This is a genomic window from Inquilinus sp. 2KB_23 (genome assembly GCF_052115705.1).
Taxonomy (GTDB): Bacteria; Pseudomonadota; Alphaproteobacteria; order DSM-16000; family Inquilinaceae; genus Inquilinus; species Inquilinus ginsengisoli_A.
The window spans coordinates 103,565-119,607 of the sequence record NZ_JBFRHF010000027.1; the positions used below are offsets into that span (position 1 = coordinate 103,565).

Sequence of the window (16,043 nt, forward strand, 5' to 3'; positions counted from 1 at the left end):
ACGCAACCTCGGGCAGGAAGCCTGACCATCATCGGCCCACGGCGCGGCGAAAGATCCAACATGAACTTCTGGTAATCCTGGGACTGTCGCCCCATATCCCGGCGGCTTTCAGCCAAAACGGAGACCGACGAGCCGTGCTCGAATTCCTCGCCGATCCCCAGATCTGGGCCAGCTTCCTGACTCTGGCGGTGCTTGAGATCATCCTCGGCATCGACAACATCATCTTCATCGCCATCGCCACCGAGAAGCTGCCGGAGGCGCAGCGCGCCTCGGCCCGGCGGACCGGCCTGATCCTGGCGCTGCTGCTGCGCCTGGTGTTCCTGGCGATGATCTCCTGGATCATCGGCCTCACCGCGCCGGCGTTCTCCGCCTTCGGCCTCGTGGTGTCGTGGCGCGACCTGATCCTGCTCGGCGGCGGCCTGTTCCTGCTCTACAAGGCGACGATCGAGATCCACGCCGCGATCGAGGAGAAGGAAGAGGGCCACGCCATCAAGGCGGCCAGCTTCGCCGCGATCATCGGCCAGATCATCATCCTCGACCTGGTGTTCTCGCTCGACAGCGTGATCACCGCGGTCGGCATGACCAACAACCTGCCGGTGATGTACGCCGCGGTCATCGTCGCGGTGGGCACCATGCTGTGGGCGTCCGGCCCGATCAGCGGCTTCGTCCACCGCCACCCCACGGTGAAGATGCTGGCGCTGGCCTTCCTGCTGCTGGTCGGCGTGGCCCTGATCGCCGACGGGCTGCAGTTCCACATCCCGCGCGGCTACCTGTACTTCGCCATCGCCTTCTCGCTCGGCGTCGAGGCGCTGAACCTGCTGGCCAAGCGCCGCCACGCGAAGAAGGCCGGGACGGCGAAGGACTTGGCCTGACCTGATGCCCCGCCCCTCCCTGCCACGTCGCGGGGAGGGGTGAAAATCAAACATATAAAGATGTCTTTATGCTTGTGGCGGACGGGCGCCGCTGCTACACCCTGCGCCAATTCCGCATTTGCCGCAGGAGCATCCGATGCCTGACGCCACCACCTTCACCGACTACAAGGTCAAGGATCTCAGCCTCGCCGATTGGGGCCGCAAGGAGATCGCGATCGCCGAGACCGAGATGCCCGGCCTGATGGCGCTGCGGGCGGAGTTCGGCCCGTCGCAGCCGCTGAAGGGCGCCCGCATCGTCGGCTGCCTGCACATGACCATCCAGACCGCCGTGCTGATCGAGACGCTGACGGCGCTCGGCGCCACCGTCCGCTGGTCGTCCTGCAACATCTTCTCGACCCAGGACCAGGCCGCCTCGGCCATCGCCGCCGCCGGCGTCCCGGTCTTCGCCTGGAAGGGCGAGACCGAGGAGGAGTTCTGGTGGTGCATCGAGCAGACCCTGCGCGGCCCGGGCGGCTGGACCCCGAACATGATTCTGGACGATGGCGGCGACGTCACCCAGCTCATGCACGACAAGTATCCGGAGATGCTGAACGACGTCCGCGGCCTGTCCGAGGAGACCACCACGGGCGTGCACCGCCTGTATGAGATGATGAAGAAGGGCACCCTCAAGGTCCCCGCCATCAACGTCAACGACAGCGTCACCAAGTCGAAGTTCGACAACCTCTACGGCTGCCGCGAGAGCCTCGTCGACGGCATCAAGCGCGCTACCGACGTGATGATGGCCGGCAAGGTCGCGGTCGTCGCCGGATACGGCGATGTCGGCAAGGGCTCGGCCGCCTCGCTGCGCAGCCAGGGCGCCCGGGTCATGGTCACCGAGATCGACCCGATCAACGCCCTGCAGGCGGCGATGGAAGGCTACCAGGTCCTGACCATGGACGAGGCCGCCTCGCTGGGCGACATCTTCGTCACCGCGACCGGCAATGTCGACGTGATCACGCTCGACCACATGCGGCAGATGAAGGACCGCGCCATCGTCTGCAACATCGGCCACTTCGACAGCGAGATCGAGATCGAGGGCCTGCGCAACTACAAGTGGGAAGAGGTCAAGCCGCAGGTCGACGAGGTCATCTTCCCGGACGGCAAGCGCCTGATCGTCCTGGCCCAGGGCCGGCTGGTCAACCTCGGCTGCGGCACCGGCCACCCGAGCTTCGTGATGTCAGCCAGTTTCACCAACCAGGTGCTGGCCCAGATCGAGCTGTGGCAGAACCATGCCAATTACGAGCGCAAGGTCTACGTCCTGCCGAAGCACCTCGACGAGAAGGTCGCGGCGCTGCACCTGGAGAAGATCGGCGCCAAGCTGACCACGCTGACGCCGAAGCAGGCCGCCTATATCGGCGTGCCGAGCGAGGGCCCGTACAAGCCGGACCACTACCGCTACTGATCCCGGCCCGTCAGGTCCGGAACCGACCCAGCCCCCGCCTCCGGCGGGGGCTTTTTCTTGCCCGGTCAAAATCAGCATATCCAGATATGCAATATCGCGGATTTATCTTTTTTATGCCCAAATAAAGCCGTCAACGCAATCTAACGTCCCTTTCGGACGCGGGCGCTGATATTTAATTCCTATTCGTTGGGGGACTTCATGACCACATTCACAGGCACGAGCGGCGACGACATCCTGCCGCCGTTCAATTCCAACAACTCCGGCGACGACATCTTCCAGGGCCTGGCCGGGAACGATCAGGTCGACGCCGGCGGCGGCAACGACCTGGTCTATGGCGGCGACGGGGACGACTATGTCCAGGGCGGCGGCGACGATGACACCGTCTATGGCGGGGCCGGGACCGACTACATGGATGGCGGTGGCGGCGACGACTATCTCGACGGCGGCACCGGCAATGACACCATGGTCGGCAATTTCGGCGACGACACCTACATCGTCGATTCCGCTGCCGACGTCATCACCGAGTACACGGCCACCGACGGCGTCGACACGGTCTATTCCAGCGTCACCTACACGATGCCGCATTTCGTCGACCGCCTGATCCTGACCGGCAGCGCCGCCATCAACGCCACCGGGACCGCCGATGCCGACACCCTGGTCGGCAACACCGGCGACAACATCCTGATCGGGCTGGCCGGCACGGACTTCCTGTCCGGCGGCGACGGCAACGACAGGCTCTTCGGCGGGGCCGGCCCGGACACGCTGGACGGCGGCAACGGCTTGGATGCCGCCTATTACAGCGACAGCACGGTCGGCGTCACCGTCAGCCTCGCCTCCGGCATCGGGCTCGGCGGCTCCGCCCAGCACGACACGCTGATCAACATCGAAAACCTGTCCGGGTCGGGCTACGCCGACGCGCTGACCGGCAGCAACGGCGCCAACGTCCTGCGCGGCAACGGCGGAAATGACGTGCTGCTGGGCAATGGCGGCCAGGACATCATCGGCGGCGACGCCGGGGCGGACAAATTCCTCTACGCCGCCACGACCGACAGCGCGGTCGGCGCGACTGCGGACCGCATCCTGGACTTCACCTCGTCCCAGGGCGACAAGATCGACCTGCACCTGATCGACGCCAAGACCACGGTGGCGGGCGACCAAGCCTTCACCTTCATCACCGGCGCCTTCACCGGTGTGGCGGGCCAGTTGCACGCCATCGTCTCCGGCGCCGACACGCTGGTCGAAGGCGACGTCAACGGCGACGGGACGGCAGATTTCCAGATCAAGCTGTCCGGCCTGCCGACCCTGGTCGCCGGGGATTTCATCCTCTGACCTGCCATCCCTGACTCAGGGAGCTATTCCGTCGGGATACCGTCGAAATCAGCCTCGACCCGGTCGCCGGGTCGAGGCTGAGCCGATCGCGGTCTTGTCGGCCACGACCGCCGGCGAGAGCGGCTCGGCGCCGAAGCAGCCATGCATGCAGACGAATATCTCGGATTCTTCGCGTTTGTGCCCAAATAAAGCCGCCAATACAAACTAACTTCCGCTTCGGAAACGGGGGCCGATATTTAATTCCTAATTGCTGAGGGACTTCATGACCACATTCACAGGCACCAACGGCGACGACATGCTGCCGACCGGCAGCGACCCCAATGGTGGCGACGATATCTTCTTCGGCCTCGACGGCAACGATGACCTCAACATGGGCATCGGCAACGACCAGGGCTTCGGCGGCAACGGCAACGACCATATCGACGGCGGTGGCGGCGACGACTATCTCGATGGCGGCGCCGGCGACGACAACATGGTCGGCAATTTCGGCGACGACACCTACATCGTCGACTCCATCGGCGACACGGTCACCGAATTCTCGGCCACCGACGGCATCGACACGATCTATTCCAGCGTCACCTACACGATGCCGCACTTCGTCGACCGCCTGATCCTGACCGGCAGCGCCGCCATCAACGCCACCGGAACCGCCGATGCCGACACCCTGGTCGGCAACACCGGCGACAACATCCTGACCGGGCTGGCCGGCACGGACTTCCTGTCCGGCGGCGACGGCAACGACAGGCTGTTCGGGGGCCTCGGGCCGGACGTGCTGGACGGCGGCAACGGCTCGGATGCCGTCTACTACATCGACAGCACGGTCGGCGTCACCGTCAGCCTGGTCTCCGGCGCCGGCATCGGCGGCACCGCCCAGGGCGATTCGCTGATCAACATCGAAAGCCTGTCGGGATCGTCCTTCGCCGACACGCTGACCGGCAACAGCGGCGCCAACATCCTGCGCGGCAATGGCGGAAATGACGTGCTGCAGGGCAATGGCGGCCAGGACGTCATCGGCGGCGACGCCGGGGCGGACAGGTTCGTCTACGCCGCGATCACCGACAGCGCGGTAGGCGTGAATGCGGACCGCATTCTGGACTTCAGCTCGTCCCAGGGCGACAAGATCGACCTGCATCTGATCGACGCCAACACCACCGTGGCGGGCGACCAGGCCTTCACCTTCATCGCCGGCGCCTTCACCCATGTGGCGGGCCAGCTGCACGCCATCGGCTCCGGCGCCGACACGCTGGTCGAGGGCGACGTCAACGGCGACGGGACGGCGGACTTCCAGATCAAGCTGTCCGGCCTGCCGACCCTGGTTGCCGGTGACTTCATCCTCTGACGATCTGACGGCTATTCCGTCGGGATGCCGTCGAAATCGGTCTCGACCGTCAGGTCGTTCTGGTCGGCGCAGGTGAAGCGCGCCGACCCGGCGACCGGGTCGAGGCTGGTCAGCGTCAACGTCCCGCTAGCCTGCTGGTCGCAGCCGTCGAGCGAATCGCTGCCGGCCTCGAGGCTGAAGGAGACGCCGTAGCCGGTCGCGGTCTTGTCGGCCGCGACCGCCTGCGAGAACGGCTTGAGATCATGGGCGCCGAGGCTGGCGTCCTTCGGCAGCGCGACGACCACGGCACCGACCGGCATCTTCTGCTTGGTGCCGTGGACGTCGCGGTCCTGCTCCAGATACAGCAGCAGCAGGCGGCTGCCCGCGGCCTGCTTCTTGGCGGTGCCCGTGCCGGTGATGGTGGCGTTGACCGGCGCCCCGACCACGGTGCTGACCCGGCCGGGCCCGGGCTCGCCGCCCGGCTCGGACGGCACCACCTGGCCGGCGTCGACCGGCACCGCGTCGAAGGTCAGCGACAGCGTCGCCTCCGTCGAATCGCGGCAGGTGAAGTTCAGCGTGCCCGCGAAGGGCCCGGCCGCGGTCAGTTCCACCTTGCCCTGGGTGACCAGACGGCAATCGCGCACCCGCGACCCGTCCGACCCCATGGCCACATACAGCGCGCCGGCGGATTTGCCTTCCTTGTCGCGCCGCGCCGTGTCGTAGCTGCCGACGGCCAGGCTGCCCGGCGCCGCATCGGCCGGCAGCAGCAGCTGGATCTGCCGGGTGCGGATCACGCCTTCACCGGTCGAGGTCAGGCCGAGCACGAACCGCCCGCGATCATCCTTCACCGCCGCCGCGAATCCCTCGATCGCCGAGGTCTCGCCGCCCGGCCCTTCGACGGTGCCGCGAAAGGTGCCGAGGGTCTGGTTGTCCGCCGCCGCCGCGGGCAGGGCCGGGGCCAGGAGCAGCAGGGCGAGGGCGAGGCGACGCAGCATGGGCGCATTTCCGGTGGTGACGCCGCACCCTACACGCTGCGGCACCGCCGCGCCTCCCCGCCATCGCGTCGCAGGATCGTCAGGCCGCCGCCAGATGCGCCTCCAGCGCCGCCAGCGCCGACGGCGTCTTGGTCCGGCCGAAGCCGATGCGGAAACGGTCTGCCGGCACCGGGCCGAGGGTGGAGCGGTAGACCGAGGCCGGCAGCAGCAGCACGCCGGAGCGTTCGACCACATCGGCGGTGAAGGCCTCCACCCCCTCCGCCCCGCGGTAGCGCGGATAGGCGATGCAGCCGGCCGCCGGCGCCTGCCATTCGAAGCGGTCGGCATGGCGGGCGAAGAACGCCTCCAGCAACGGCAGGTTGGCGGCGATCAGGGCTTGGTTGCGGGCCAGGATGCGGTCGCGCGCGCCGAGGGCGATGACGCCCAGCGCCTCGCTCGGCGCCGGGCTGCAGATGGTGGTGTAGTCCTTCAGCCGCTCAATCCGGCGCAGCAGGTCGCGGTCGCGGCAGGCCAGCCAGCCGAGGCGCAGCCCGGGCAGGCCGTAGGCCTTGGACAGCACCCCGATCGACAGCCCGCGCTCATAGGCCTCGGCGATCGCCGGCAGCCGGTCCTCCGGCCGCCGCTCCAGCCCGCGATAGACCTCGTCCGACAGGATCCAGATGCCGCGCGACCGGGCGATGTCGACCACCGCATCGAACACCGCACGGGTCGGCAGGTATCCGGTCGGGTTGTGCGGTAGGTTCAGCAGGATGGCCCTGGTGTTCGGCCGCAGCGATGCGGCCAGCCGGTCGGGGTCCAGTGCCCAGCCGCCCGCGGCGTCGGGGGCCGGCTCCAGCAGCACGCCGGTGACGGCGCAGAGGCTGGCGGTCACCGATTCGAGCGACTGGTAGGTCGGGGTCAGGACGACCGCATGGTCGTCGGGGCCGAGCAGCGCCTGCAGCGCCAGGAAGATCCCCTCCTCCGCCCCGACCGTGACCAGCACGTCGTCGGCCGTGAGTCCGCCCTGGGGGCCGTCATAGGTGCCCGCGATCGCCGCCCGCAGCGCCGGGGCGCCGCGGGTTTCGGTGTAGCCGAGCCACAGCTGGTCCCAGGCCTCGCGCTGATCCGGCGTCGCCAGGGCCAGCAGCTCGCCCAGCGTCATCGACTGCATGTCGGAGGGGCAGAGGTGGTGCCTGGCGGTGAACTCCCAGCGGGCGAAATAGCTTTCCAGGGCGAATTCGGGCAGGCGGCGCATCGTGATGTCCTCAGGCGGCGAGTCTTGACCGCGCAGCGGCGCGGTCGGCGTAGAGGGTGGCGCGGGAGATGCCGAGCTGGCTGGCGACATAGGCCGCGGCGTGGCGCATCTCCAGCAGGCCTTCGGCGTCGATCGCGGCGACCAGGGCGACCCGCCCGGCGCGGTCCAGCCGGTCGGCGGACAGGCCGGCGGCGGCCAGCCGGTCGCGCAGGATCAGGTTGACCGCCTCGCGCCAGTCGCGCCGGAACAGCGCCTCCGGCCGCGGCGCCACCGGCGGGAACAGCCCGGCCAGCAGCCGCGCCGCGGCGTCGAACCGGCCGAGGCCGAGATTGACGCACAGCAGCCCGGCCGGGCGCCCATCCTCGCCCGGCAGCACGGCGCTGACCGAGCGGATGCGGTCGCCGGACGGCCCGGCCTTCTCATAGGGGCCGAGCACCGCCTTGCCGGGCGCCAGGTCCCCGGCTTCCAGGTCGAGCAGCGACGCGTCCCCGACCCGGCGGCGGGACAGCGGGTTGACGATCTGCGCGATCCGGTCGGTGGCGAGGTCGTGGACCACCACCTCCGCCTCCGGGCCGAGCAGCGCCGCGATCGCCTCGGCGACCGTCTCGTAGCGCGAATGCCAGTTCATACAAACTGTCTAGATCAGATGGTTCGTATGAGTCCAGATCCGCGATTGACTCCGCCACACCGGCCGGATTGATCGGGACAATGTTCGAATTGTCTCGATTTTGGAGTCGGGCCAAGTTGGGGCCATGACTCCCGAACTGCTCTCGTCCTTCGTCTTGTTCGCCTTCGTCACCTCGATCACGCCGGGGCCGAACAACATCATGCTGACCGCCTCGGGCCTCAGCTTCGGCTTCCGCCGCACCGTGCCGCACATGGTCGGCATCGCCACCGGCTTCACCGTGATGGTGGCGGCGGTGGGCTTGGGCCTCGGCGCCGCCTTCGCCGCCTGGCCGCTGCTGTACCAGCTGCTGAAATACGGCGGCGCCGCGTATCTGCTGTATCTCGCCTGGAAGATCGCGCGGTCCGGGCCGCTCTCCGGCGGCAGCGAATCTGGCCGGCCGATGACCTTCCTCGAGGCCGCGGCGTTCCAATGGGTCAACCCCAAGGCCTGGGTGATGGCGGTCGGCGCCATCGCCACCTACACGCCGCAGGCCGGCTTCCTGGGCAATTTGGCGATCGTCACCGTGGTGTTCGGCCTGGTGAACCTGCCCAGCGTCGGCTGCTGGGCGCTGTTCGGCACGGCGCTGCGGCGGGTGCTGCACGCCCCCGCCGCGGTCCGCGCCTTCAATCTCGGCATGGCGCTGCTGCTGGTCGCCTCGCTGTACCCGATCGCGGCGGACCTGCTGGGGTAAGGTCGGCCGGGATCGAGCACACCTCCCCTCATTGTCGTCTTCGGGTCAAGCCCGGCAATGACACAAGAGGGAAGGGTCGCTTGTGCCTCAAACCCCCGGCACGCCGGCGGTCGTCGAATATTCGAAGTGCAGCACCTCGCCGGGGCGGACGAGGGGGTAGATCGCATGGGCGGCCGAGGCCGCCTCGGCGAAGCCGGTCAGGATCAGCTTCAGCTTGTGCGGATAAGTGGCGATGTCGCCGACCGCGAAGATCCCCGGCGCGCTGGTCGCCGCCGTCGCCTGGTCGATGGCGATGTGGTGCTTGTCCAGCGCCAACCCCCAATTCGCGATCGGCCCCAGATTCATCGACAGGCCGAAGAACGGCAGCAGCACGTCGGCCTCCAGCCGCCGCACCTCGCCCTCCAGCGTCGCCACGGTGACGGCCGAGAGCTGCCCGCCCGCGCCCTCCAGCCCGTGCAGCTGGTAGGGGGTGACCAGCTCGACCTTCCCGGCCTCGGCCAGGGCGTGCAGCCGGGCGACGCTGTCCGGCGCGCCGCGGAACTTGTCGCGCCGGTGCACCACCAGCACCTGGGCCGCGACATCGGCCAGCAGGATCGACCAGTCGAGCGCGCTGTCGCCGCCGCCGGCCACCACCACCCGCTTGCCCCGCAGCGCCTCCTTGCGGGTCACCATGTAGAACACCGAGCGGTTCTCGAAATCCTCGATCCCGGCCAGCGGCGGCCGGTTCGGCCCGAAGGCGCCGACCCCGGCGGCGACGATCACCGCCGCGGCATCGATGGTGGTGCCGGCGCCGGTGCCGACCAGCCAGCGCCCGTCCGGCTGCCGCGCCAGGGTCTCGACCTGCTGGCCGAGATGATAGGTCGGGGCGAAGGGCTCCGCCTGCTCCCCCAGCCGGTCGATCAGCTGCGCCGCCTCGATTCGGGGATGGCCGGGGATGTCGTAGATCGGCTTTTCCGGATACAGCGCGGCGCATTGCCCGCCGGGTTCGCCCAGCGCGTCGATGACATGGCACCTCATCTTCAGCATGCCGCATTCGAACACGGCGAACAGCCCGACCGGGCCGGCCCCGATGATGGCGACGTCGGTGCGATGCGGGGTGGACATGGCGGCATCCCTCAGCCTTTGAGACCCGGATGTGGTAGCCGGTTCCGCGTCGGCGCGCATCATCGCGATAGGCCGCATGCCCCGGGCGTGACTGCGCAGGCGGGCTGTGCGAACAATCGGACGATGGACCGCTTCACCCTCGACCTGCCCGACGAAGCCGCGACCGCAGCCCTGGCTGCCCGCCTCGCGCCGCGGCTGCGCCCGGGCGACATCGTCCTGCTCTCGGGCGATCTCGGCGCCGGCAAATCCTTCTTCGCCCGGGCGCTGATCCGCGCCGCCACCGGCGAGCCGGAGCTGGAGGTGCCGAGCCCGACCTTCACCCTGGTCCAGTCCTACGACCTGCCGGCGGGCGAGCTGTGGCATTTCGACCTGTACCGGCTGGGCGCCCCCGAGGAGGTGCTGGAACTGGGCTGGGACGAGGCGCGGCAGGGCATCTGCCTGGTGGAATGGCCCGACCGGCTGGGCGGCCTGATCCCGCCCGACCGGCTGAAGATCGAGCTGGCCCATGCCGCCGCGCCGGGCCGCGAGGACGGTCGCACCGCGGCGGTGATCGGGCTGGGCGGCCGCGGCGCCGCTTTGGCCCGGGCGCTGCGCGAGGCGCCGTGACCGGGCGCATCCTCACCATCCCGGCCGGCCAGGGCGTCGCCGACGCGCTGGCCCGGGGTCTCTTGGCCCTGGCCGGCGGCGACCCGCTGGCGCTGGGCGCCATGACCGTGCTGCTGCCGACCCGGCGGGCCGGCGCCACGCTGCGCGACGCCTTCCTGCGCGCCGGCGAGGGCACCCCGCTGCTGCTGCCCCGGCTGATGCCGATCGGCGACATCGATGCCGACGCCCTGAGCCTGGCCGCCATCGGCGAGACTCCGGCGGTGGCCGAGGCACTGGCCCTGCCGCCGGCGATCGCGCCGCAGCGCCGCCAGATCCTGCTGGCCCGGCTGGTCCTGGCCCGGCAGGAGCAGGGCATCGGCGCCGACCAGGCGATGCACCTGGCCGCCGCCTTGGCCCGGCTGATCGACGAGGTCCAGGCCGAGGGCTTGGGCTTCGACCGGTTGGCCGGGCTGGTGCCGGAGGAGCTGGCCGAGCATTGGCAGGAGACGCTGCGCTTCCTGGAGATCGTCACCACGGTCTGGCCCGGCGTGCTGCGCGACCTGGACGCCCTGGATCCCGCCGACTGGCGCGCCCGGCTGACCCTGGCCCAGGCGGCGGCATGGACCGCGGCACCGCCGCCCGGGCCGGTGATATCAGCCGGGCTGATCGGCACCAACCCGTCGGACATCGCGCTGCTGCGCGCGGTGGCGGCGCTGCCGCAGGGCGCCGTGGTGCTGCCCGGCCTGGACCGTGGCATGGATGAGGACACCTGGGCCCAGATCGATGACAGCCACCCGCAGCAGCCGCTGAAGCTGCTGCTGGAGGGCCTGGGCATCGACCGTGCCGAGGTCGCCGACTGGCCCGATGGGTCTTCCCTCGCCGGCCCGGACCGCAGCGCGCTGCTGCGCGAGGTGATGCGCCCGGCCGCCACCACCGACGCCTGGCGGAACCCGGCCGGGCTGGCGGCCACGGCGCTGGACGGCCTGTCCCGGATCGACTGCGCCACGGCGCAGGAGGAGGCTGGGGTGATCGCCCTGCTGCTGCGCGAGGCGCTGGAGACACCGGGCCGCACCGCCGCGCTGGTGACGCCCGACCGGGCGCTGGCCCGCCGGGTGGCGGCGCAGCTGGGGCGCTGGCAGGTGGCGGTCGACGACAGCGCCGGCCGGCCGCTGGCCGACACCCCGGTCGGGGCCTATCTGCGCCTGGTCGGCGACATCGCCTTCCGCGACGCCTCGCCGCTGGCGCTGCTGGCCCTGCTGAAGCATCCGCTGGCGGCGGGGGGCGAGGCCGTCGGCACCTTCCGCGAGACCCTGCGCCGGCTGGAGCGCGCGGTGCTGCGCGGCCCGTCGCCCGAGTCCGGCACCGCCGGGCTGGCCGCGGCGCTGGCGGCGAGCGAGGCGGCCGATGCCCTGGGTCCCTGGCTGGACCGCGTCACCGCCATCCTGTCGCCCTTCGTCGCCGCGGTCCGGGCCGACGGCCAATCCCCGGTCGAGCTGCTGCGCCTGCACGTCGCCTGCGCCGAATCGCTGGCGGCGACCGACGCCGAGCCCGGCCCCGCCCGGCTGTGGCGCGCCGAGGACGGCGAGGCGGCGCAGGCGCTGGTCGATGAGCTGCTGACCGGCTTCGACGGCTTCCCGGCCATCCCGGGCCAGGACTGGCCCGGCCTGTTCGAGGCGATGATGGACGGCGCCGTGGTCCGACCACGCTGGGGCCGCCACCCCCGGCTGGCGATCCTAGGCCCGGTCGAGGCCCGGATGGCGCGGTTCGACCGCATCGTGCTGGGGGGGCTGAACGAGGGCAGCTGGCCGGCCGCGCCCGCCGCCGACCCCTGGATGTCGCGGCCGATGCGGCAGAAATTCGGCCTGCCGGCGCCGGAGCGGCGGATCGGCCTGGCCGCCAACGACTTCGCCCAGGCCGCCGCGGGGGCCGAGGTGGTGCTGACCCGGGCGGAGAAGGTGGACGGCACGCCGACGGTGCCGTCGCGCTGGCTGCTGCGGCTGCAGGCGGTGCTGGACGGCGCCGGCCTAGCCCTGGCCCCGCCGGCGCGGGACTGGCGCGCCTTGGCCCGGCGGATCGACCAGCCGGACGCGGTGCGCCCGGTGGCGCCGCCGGCGCCGCGGCCGCCGGTCGCCGCCCGGCCCCGCCGCCTGTCGGTGACCCAGATCGCCACCTGGATGCAGGACCCCTACGCCATCTACGCCCGGCAGGTGCTGCAGCTGAAGCCGCTGGACCCGATCGAGGCCGAGCCGGGGGCGGCCGAGCGCGGCACCGCGATCCACGACGCGCTGGCCGCCTTCCTGCAGGCCTGGCCCGAGGCGCTGCCGCCCGACGCGCTGGACCGGCTGCTGGCGCTGGGCCGCCTCGAATTCGCCCGGCTGCCGCCGGGGCCGGACATCCGCACCTTCTGGTGGCCGCGCTTCGCCCGCATCGCCGGCTGGTTCCTGGAGGCCGAGGCGCGGCTGCGCGCCGCCGGCCGCCGCGCCATCCTGACCGAGCAGAAGGGCGTGGTGACGCTGCCGGCCCCGGCCGGGCCCTTCACCCTGAGCGGCCAGGCCGACCGCATCGACCGGGGCCCGGACGGGCTGGTGGTGGTCGACTACAAGACCGGCACGGTGCCGTCGAACGAGCAGATCCTGGCCGGCCACCAGCCGCAGCTGCCGCTGGAGGCGATGATGATCCGCGCCGGCGGCTTCACCGGCGTGCCGGCGGACCTCGTCCTTGCCGGGCTGGAGCATTGGCGCCTGTCCGGCGGCGCCGTGCCGGGCGAGATCAAGCCGGTGAAGCCGGCGGAGGGCGACCTGGCCGCCCTGGCCGAGCAGGCGCTGGCCGGGCTGCTGGGCCTGATCGCCCGCTTCGACCTGCCCGAGACGCCTTACCTGTCGCAGCCGCGCGGCGTGGCGCCCCGATTCTCCGACTACGCCCATCTCGCCCGGGTCAAGGAATGGTCGGCGGGGGGCGAGGGATGACCCTGATCCGCCCCGATCCCACCGCGACCCAGCGGCGTGCCTCGGACCCCGGCAGCTCGGTCTGGGTCGGCGCCTCGGCCGGCACCGGCAAGACCAAGGTGCTGACCGACCGGGTGCTGCGGCTGATGCTGGCCGACACCCCGCCCGACCGCATCCTGTGCATCACCTTCACCCGCGCCGCCGCGGCGGAGATGGCCAACCGCATCGCCGTCACCCTGGCGGGCTGGGCCACGATGCCGGACGCCGAGCTGCAGCTGAAGCTGGCTGACCTGATGGGCGCGCCGCCCGACACCGCCACCCAGACCGCGGCGCGGCGGCTGTTCGCGCAGGTGCTGGACGTGCCCGGCGGGATGCGGATCCAGACCGTACACAGCTTCTGCCAGTCGCTGCTGCGCCGCTTCCCGGTCGAGGCCGGGCTGCCGCCGCAATTCGAGCTGATCGACGACCGCAGCGCCGCCGAGATGCTGGAGCGGGTGCGCCGCCAGGTGCTGGAGGATCCGGACCTGGGCTGGGCGGTCGACCGGGTGGCCGGCGCGGTCGGCGCCGACGAGTTCGGCGACATGGTGCGGGCGCTGGTGTCCGAGCGCGGCCTGCTGACCCGGCTGCTGGACGAGCAGGGCGGGCTGGACGCCCTGGTCGGCGCCATCCGCCATCACCTCGACCTGCCCGATGGCGCCACAGCCGACGGGTTGCTGCAGGAGGCCTGCGCCGATTCGGCCCTCGACTGCACAGCACTGCGCGCCGCCGCCTATGCCCTGCTGGACAGCGACAAGAAGACCGACCAGGACCGCGGCACCGCCATCGCCAACTGGCTGGAGGCCCCCGAGGGCCGGGCCGCCGGGTGGGGCGACTATCTCCGCGGGTTCCTGACCAAGGAGGGCACGGTCTACAAGACGCTCGCCACCCGGGCCGTCGCCGCGGTTCCCGGCGTGCTCGACGCGCTGCAGGCCGAGGCCGATCGCATCCTGGCCCTGACCGAGCGGCTGCGCGCCGCCGAGACCGCCGACAACACCGCCGCCCTGCTGGCCCTGGGCGCCGCCCTGATCGCCCGCTACCGGGCGGAGAAGGACCGCCGCGCCCTGCTGGACTATGACGACCTGATCCTGCAGGCGGCGGCGCTGCTGGAGCGGCCGGGCAAGTCGGCCTGGGTGCTGTACAAGCTGGATGGCGGCATCGACCATGTGCTGATCGACGAGGCGCAGGACACCAACCCGGAGCAGTGGCGCGTGGTCGCCGCCCTGACCGAGGAGTTCTTCGCCGGCCTCGGCGCCCGCGCCGACATCGCCCGCACCGTCTTCGTGGTCGGCGACGAGAAGCAGTCGATCTTCAGCTTCCAGGGCGCCGACCCGGCCGAATTCGCCCGCATGCGCGCCGTGTTCGACCGCCGCATCCACGCCGCCGAGCGGCCCTTCGAGATCGTGCCGCTGGAGACCTCGTTCCGCTCGGTCTCGACTGTGCTGGCCATGGTCGACGCCGTGTTCGCCGGCGGCCCGGCGCTGGACGGCGTGGCGCCCGAGCCGCCGCACCACTTCGTGTCCGAACGCCGCAAGCTGGATGGCGGGCTGGTCGAGCTGTGGCCGCTGCTGGGCCCGAGCGAGAGCGACGAGCGCCCGGCCTGGGAGCCGCCGACCGAGCAACGAGGGATCAGCGACCCCGGCGCCCGGCTGGCCCGGCTGATCGCCGAGCGCATCTCCGGCTGGCTGCGCGACGGCGCCCTGCTGGAATCGAAGGGCCGGCCGATCCGCCCCGGCGACATCCTGGTGCTGGTGCGCACCCGCAACCGCTTCTTCGTCGAGCTGATGCGGGCGCTGAAGGCGGCGGGCGTGCCGGTCGGCGGCATGGACCGCATGGTGCTGACCGAGCAGCTGGCGGTGATGGACCTGATGGCCCTGGCCCGCTTCCTGCTGCTGCCGGAGGACGACCTGTCGCTGGCCGAACTGCTGAAGGGCCCGCTGGTCGGCTTCGACGACATCAGGCTGTTCGCGGTGGCCCATGGCCGCCCCGGCACGCTGTGGGCCGCGGTGATCGCGTCGCGCGACCCGGTGGTGATGGCGGCGCGGCAATGGCTGTCGGAGCTGTTCTCCCAGGTCGACTACCAGGCGCCGTTCGAGCTGTTCTCGGCCGTGCTGGCCCGCCCTTGCCCCGGCGACGCCCTGTCCGGCCGCCGCGCCATGCTGGGCCGGCTGGGCGCCGAGGCCGAGGACCCGCTGGACGAGCTGCTGTCGCTGGCCCTGGGATTCGAGCGCCAGCTGCCGCCGTCGTTGCAGCGCTTCCTGCACTGGCTGGAGACCGGCGAGACCGAGGTCAAGCGCGAGCAGGAGCAGGGCGACGCCCAGGTGCGGATCATGACCGCCCACGGCTCCAAGGGGCTGCAGGCGCCGATCGTGATCCTGCCCGACACCGTCGGCATGCCGCGCGGCACCGCCCGGGCCGGCGAGAAGATCCTGTGGCCGGACGAGGGCCTGCCGGTGCCGCTGTGGGCGCCGCGCGCCGCGTCGCGCCCGCCGGCCTATCGCGAGGCGCTGGAGCGGGCCGAGCGCCGCCGCGACCAGGAGTACCGCCGCCTGCTCTACGTCGCCCTGACCCGGGCCGAGGACCGGCTGTATGTCTGCGGCCACTACGCCACCGAGCGCGGCAAGCCGGCCGAGGGCTGCTGGTACCATCTGTGCCGCGACGGGCTCGCCGGGCTGGCGGAGACGATGGCGCTGGCGGTCGACGGCATCGAGGGCGAAGGCTTGCGGCTGCACCGGCCCCAGGCCGACCGGCCGGCCGGGCCGGATGCGGTGGCGCCGGCCGCCATCGCCGCCGCGCCGCCGCCGGACTGGCTGCACCGCCCGGCGC

Annotated in this window: 12 protein-coding genes; 8 read left to right on the forward strand and 4 right to left on the reverse strand. The window is 71.3% G+C overall.

The window, feature by feature from the left end:
• The first annotated feature begins 134 nt into the window (after positions 1 to 134).
• The 4 genes from AB4112_RS28540 (at position 135) to AB4112_RS28555 (ending at position 4,981) form a co-directional block, all read left to right on the forward strand.
• Positions 135 to 872 carry a TerC family protein gene (locus tag AB4112_RS28540; RefSeq protein ID WP_309798879.1) on the forward strand — a complete coding sequence of 246 codons (738 nt, stop codon included), beginning with the start codon at positions 135 to 137 and terminating at the stop codon, positions 870 to 872.
• A 136-nt stretch (positions 873 to 1,008) separates the two neighbouring features.
• Positions 1,009 to 2,313 carry an adenosylhomocysteinase gene (ahcY, locus tag AB4112_RS28545; RefSeq protein WP_309798878.1) on the forward strand — a complete coding sequence of 435 codons (1,305 nt, stop codon included), beginning with the start codon at positions 1,009 to 1,011 and terminating at the stop codon, positions 2,311 to 2,313.
• A 198-nt stretch (positions 2,314 to 2,511) separates the two neighbouring features.
• Complete coding sequence (locus AB4112_RS28550) at positions 2,512 to 3,642, forward strand: calcium-binding protein (RefSeq protein WP_309798876.1); 1,131 nt, start codon at positions 2,512 to 2,514, stop codon at positions 3,640 to 3,642.
• A gap of 262 nt (positions 3,643 to 3,904) precedes the next feature.
• On the forward strand, positions 3,905 to 4,981 hold the full coding sequence (locus AB4112_RS28555; protein ID WP_309798874.1) for a calcium-binding protein: 1,077 nt from the start codon (positions 3,905 to 3,907) through the stop codon (positions 4,979 to 4,981).
• 11 nt (positions 4,982 to 4,992) lie between these two features.
• On the opposite strand, the gene AB4112_RS28560 is transcribed toward AB4112_RS28555, so the two are convergent.
• The 3 genes from AB4112_RS28560 to AB4112_RS28570 form a co-directional block, all read right to left on the reverse strand.
• On the reverse strand, positions 4,993 to 5,955 hold the full coding sequence (locus AB4112_RS28560; protein WP_309798873.1) for a hypothetical protein: 963 nt from the start codon (positions 5,953 to 5,955) through the stop codon (positions 4,993 to 4,995).
• A 79-nt stretch (positions 5,956 to 6,034) separates the two neighbouring features.
• Positions 6,035 to 7,189: an aminotransferase class I/II-fold pyridoxal phosphate-dependent enzyme gene (locus tag AB4112_RS28565; protein WP_309798871.1), complete on the reverse strand. Its 1,155-nt coding sequence runs from the start codon at positions 7,187 to 7,189 to the stop codon at positions 6,035 to 6,037.
• Positions 7,190 to 7,199: 10 nt separating this feature from the next.
• Positions 7,200 to 7,817: a helix-turn-helix transcriptional regulator gene (locus AB4112_RS28570; RefSeq protein WP_309798869.1), complete on the reverse strand. Its 618-nt coding sequence runs from the start codon at positions 7,815 to 7,817 to the stop codon at positions 7,200 to 7,202.
• 124 nt (positions 7,818 to 7,941) lie between these two features.
• Between AB4112_RS28570 and AB4112_RS28575 the strand changes: the two genes are divergently transcribed.
• Entirely contained in the window at positions 7,942 to 8,547 is a 606-nt protein-coding gene (locus AB4112_RS28575; RefSeq protein WP_309798866.1) for a LysE family translocator, read from the forward strand.
• An 87-nt stretch (positions 8,548 to 8,634) separates the two neighbouring features.
• Here AB4112_RS28575 and AB4112_RS28580 read toward each other — a convergent pair whose 3' ends face one another.
• Positions 8,635 to 9,651 (reverse strand): NAD(P)/FAD-dependent oxidoreductase, encoded by a 1,017-nt coding sequence (locus AB4112_RS28580; protein ID WP_441724458.1) that lies wholly within the window; start codon positions 9,649 to 9,651, stop codon positions 8,635 to 8,637.
• Between the two features lie 123 nt (positions 9,652 to 9,774).
• Here AB4112_RS28580 and tsaE point away from each other — a divergent pair, with 123 nt between their 5' ends.
• The 3 genes from tsaE to addA form a co-directional block, all read left to right on the forward strand.
• Complete coding sequence (gene tsaE / locus AB4112_RS28585) at positions 9,775 to 10,257, forward strand: tRNA (adenosine(37)-N6)-threonylcarbamoyltransferase complex ATPase subunit type 1 TsaE (protein ID WP_441724460.1); 483 nt, start codon at positions 9,775 to 9,777, stop codon at positions 10,255 to 10,257.
• Positions 10,254 to 13,202 carry a double-strand break repair protein AddB gene (gene addB / locus AB4112_RS28590; protein WP_441724462.1) on the forward strand — a complete coding sequence of 983 codons (2,949 nt, stop codon included), beginning with the start codon at positions 10,254 to 10,256 and terminating at the stop codon, positions 13,200 to 13,202. Before tsaE ends, addB begins: the two co-directional genes overlap by 4 nt.
• Positions 13,199 to 16,043: double-strand break repair helicase AddA (gene addA, locus AB4112_RS28595; protein ID WP_441724464.1), on the forward strand; the 2,845-nt coding region annotated here is incomplete at its 3' end. The genes addB and addA, both read left to right, overlap by 4 nt.

What these genes read in the sequence shown, in the direction of transcription:
- ahcY (WP_309798878.1), top strand. Translation starts at nt 1,009, where the DNA reads ATGCCTGACGCCACCACCTTCACCGACTACAAGGTCAAGGATCTCAGC.
- AB4112_RS28550 (WP_309798876.1), top strand. Translation starts at nt 2,512, where the DNA reads ATGACCACATTCACAGGCACGAGCGGCGACGACATCCTGCCGCCGTTC.
- AB4112_RS28555 (WP_309798874.1), top strand. Translation starts at nt 3,905, where the DNA reads ATGACCACATTCACAGGCACCAACGGCGACGACATGCTGCCGACCGGC.
- AB4112_RS28560 (WP_309798873.1), bottom strand. Translation starts at nt 5,955, where the DNA reads ATGCTGCGTCGCCTCGCCCTCGCCCTGCTGCTCCTGGCCCCGGCCCTG.
- AB4112_RS28565 (WP_309798871.1), bottom strand. Translation starts at nt 7,189, where the DNA reads ATGCGCCGCCTGCCCGAATTCGCCCTGGAAAGCTATTTCGCCCGCTGG.
- AB4112_RS28570 (WP_309798869.1), bottom strand. Translation starts at nt 7,817, where the DNA reads ATGAACTGGCATTCGCGCTACGAGACGGTCGCCGAGGCGATCGCGGCG.
- AB4112_RS28575 (WP_309798866.1), top strand. Translation starts at nt 7,942, where the DNA reads ATGACTCCCGAACTGCTCTCGTCCTTCGTCTTGTTCGCCTTCGTCACC.
- AB4112_RS28580 (WP_441724458.1), bottom strand. Translation starts at nt 9,651, where the DNA reads ATGTCCACCCCGCATCGCACCGACGTCGCCATCATCGGGGCCGGCCCG.
- tsaE (WP_441724460.1), top strand. Translation starts at nt 9,775, where the DNA reads ATGGACCGCTTCACCCTCGACCTGCCCGACGAAGCCGCGACCGCAGCC.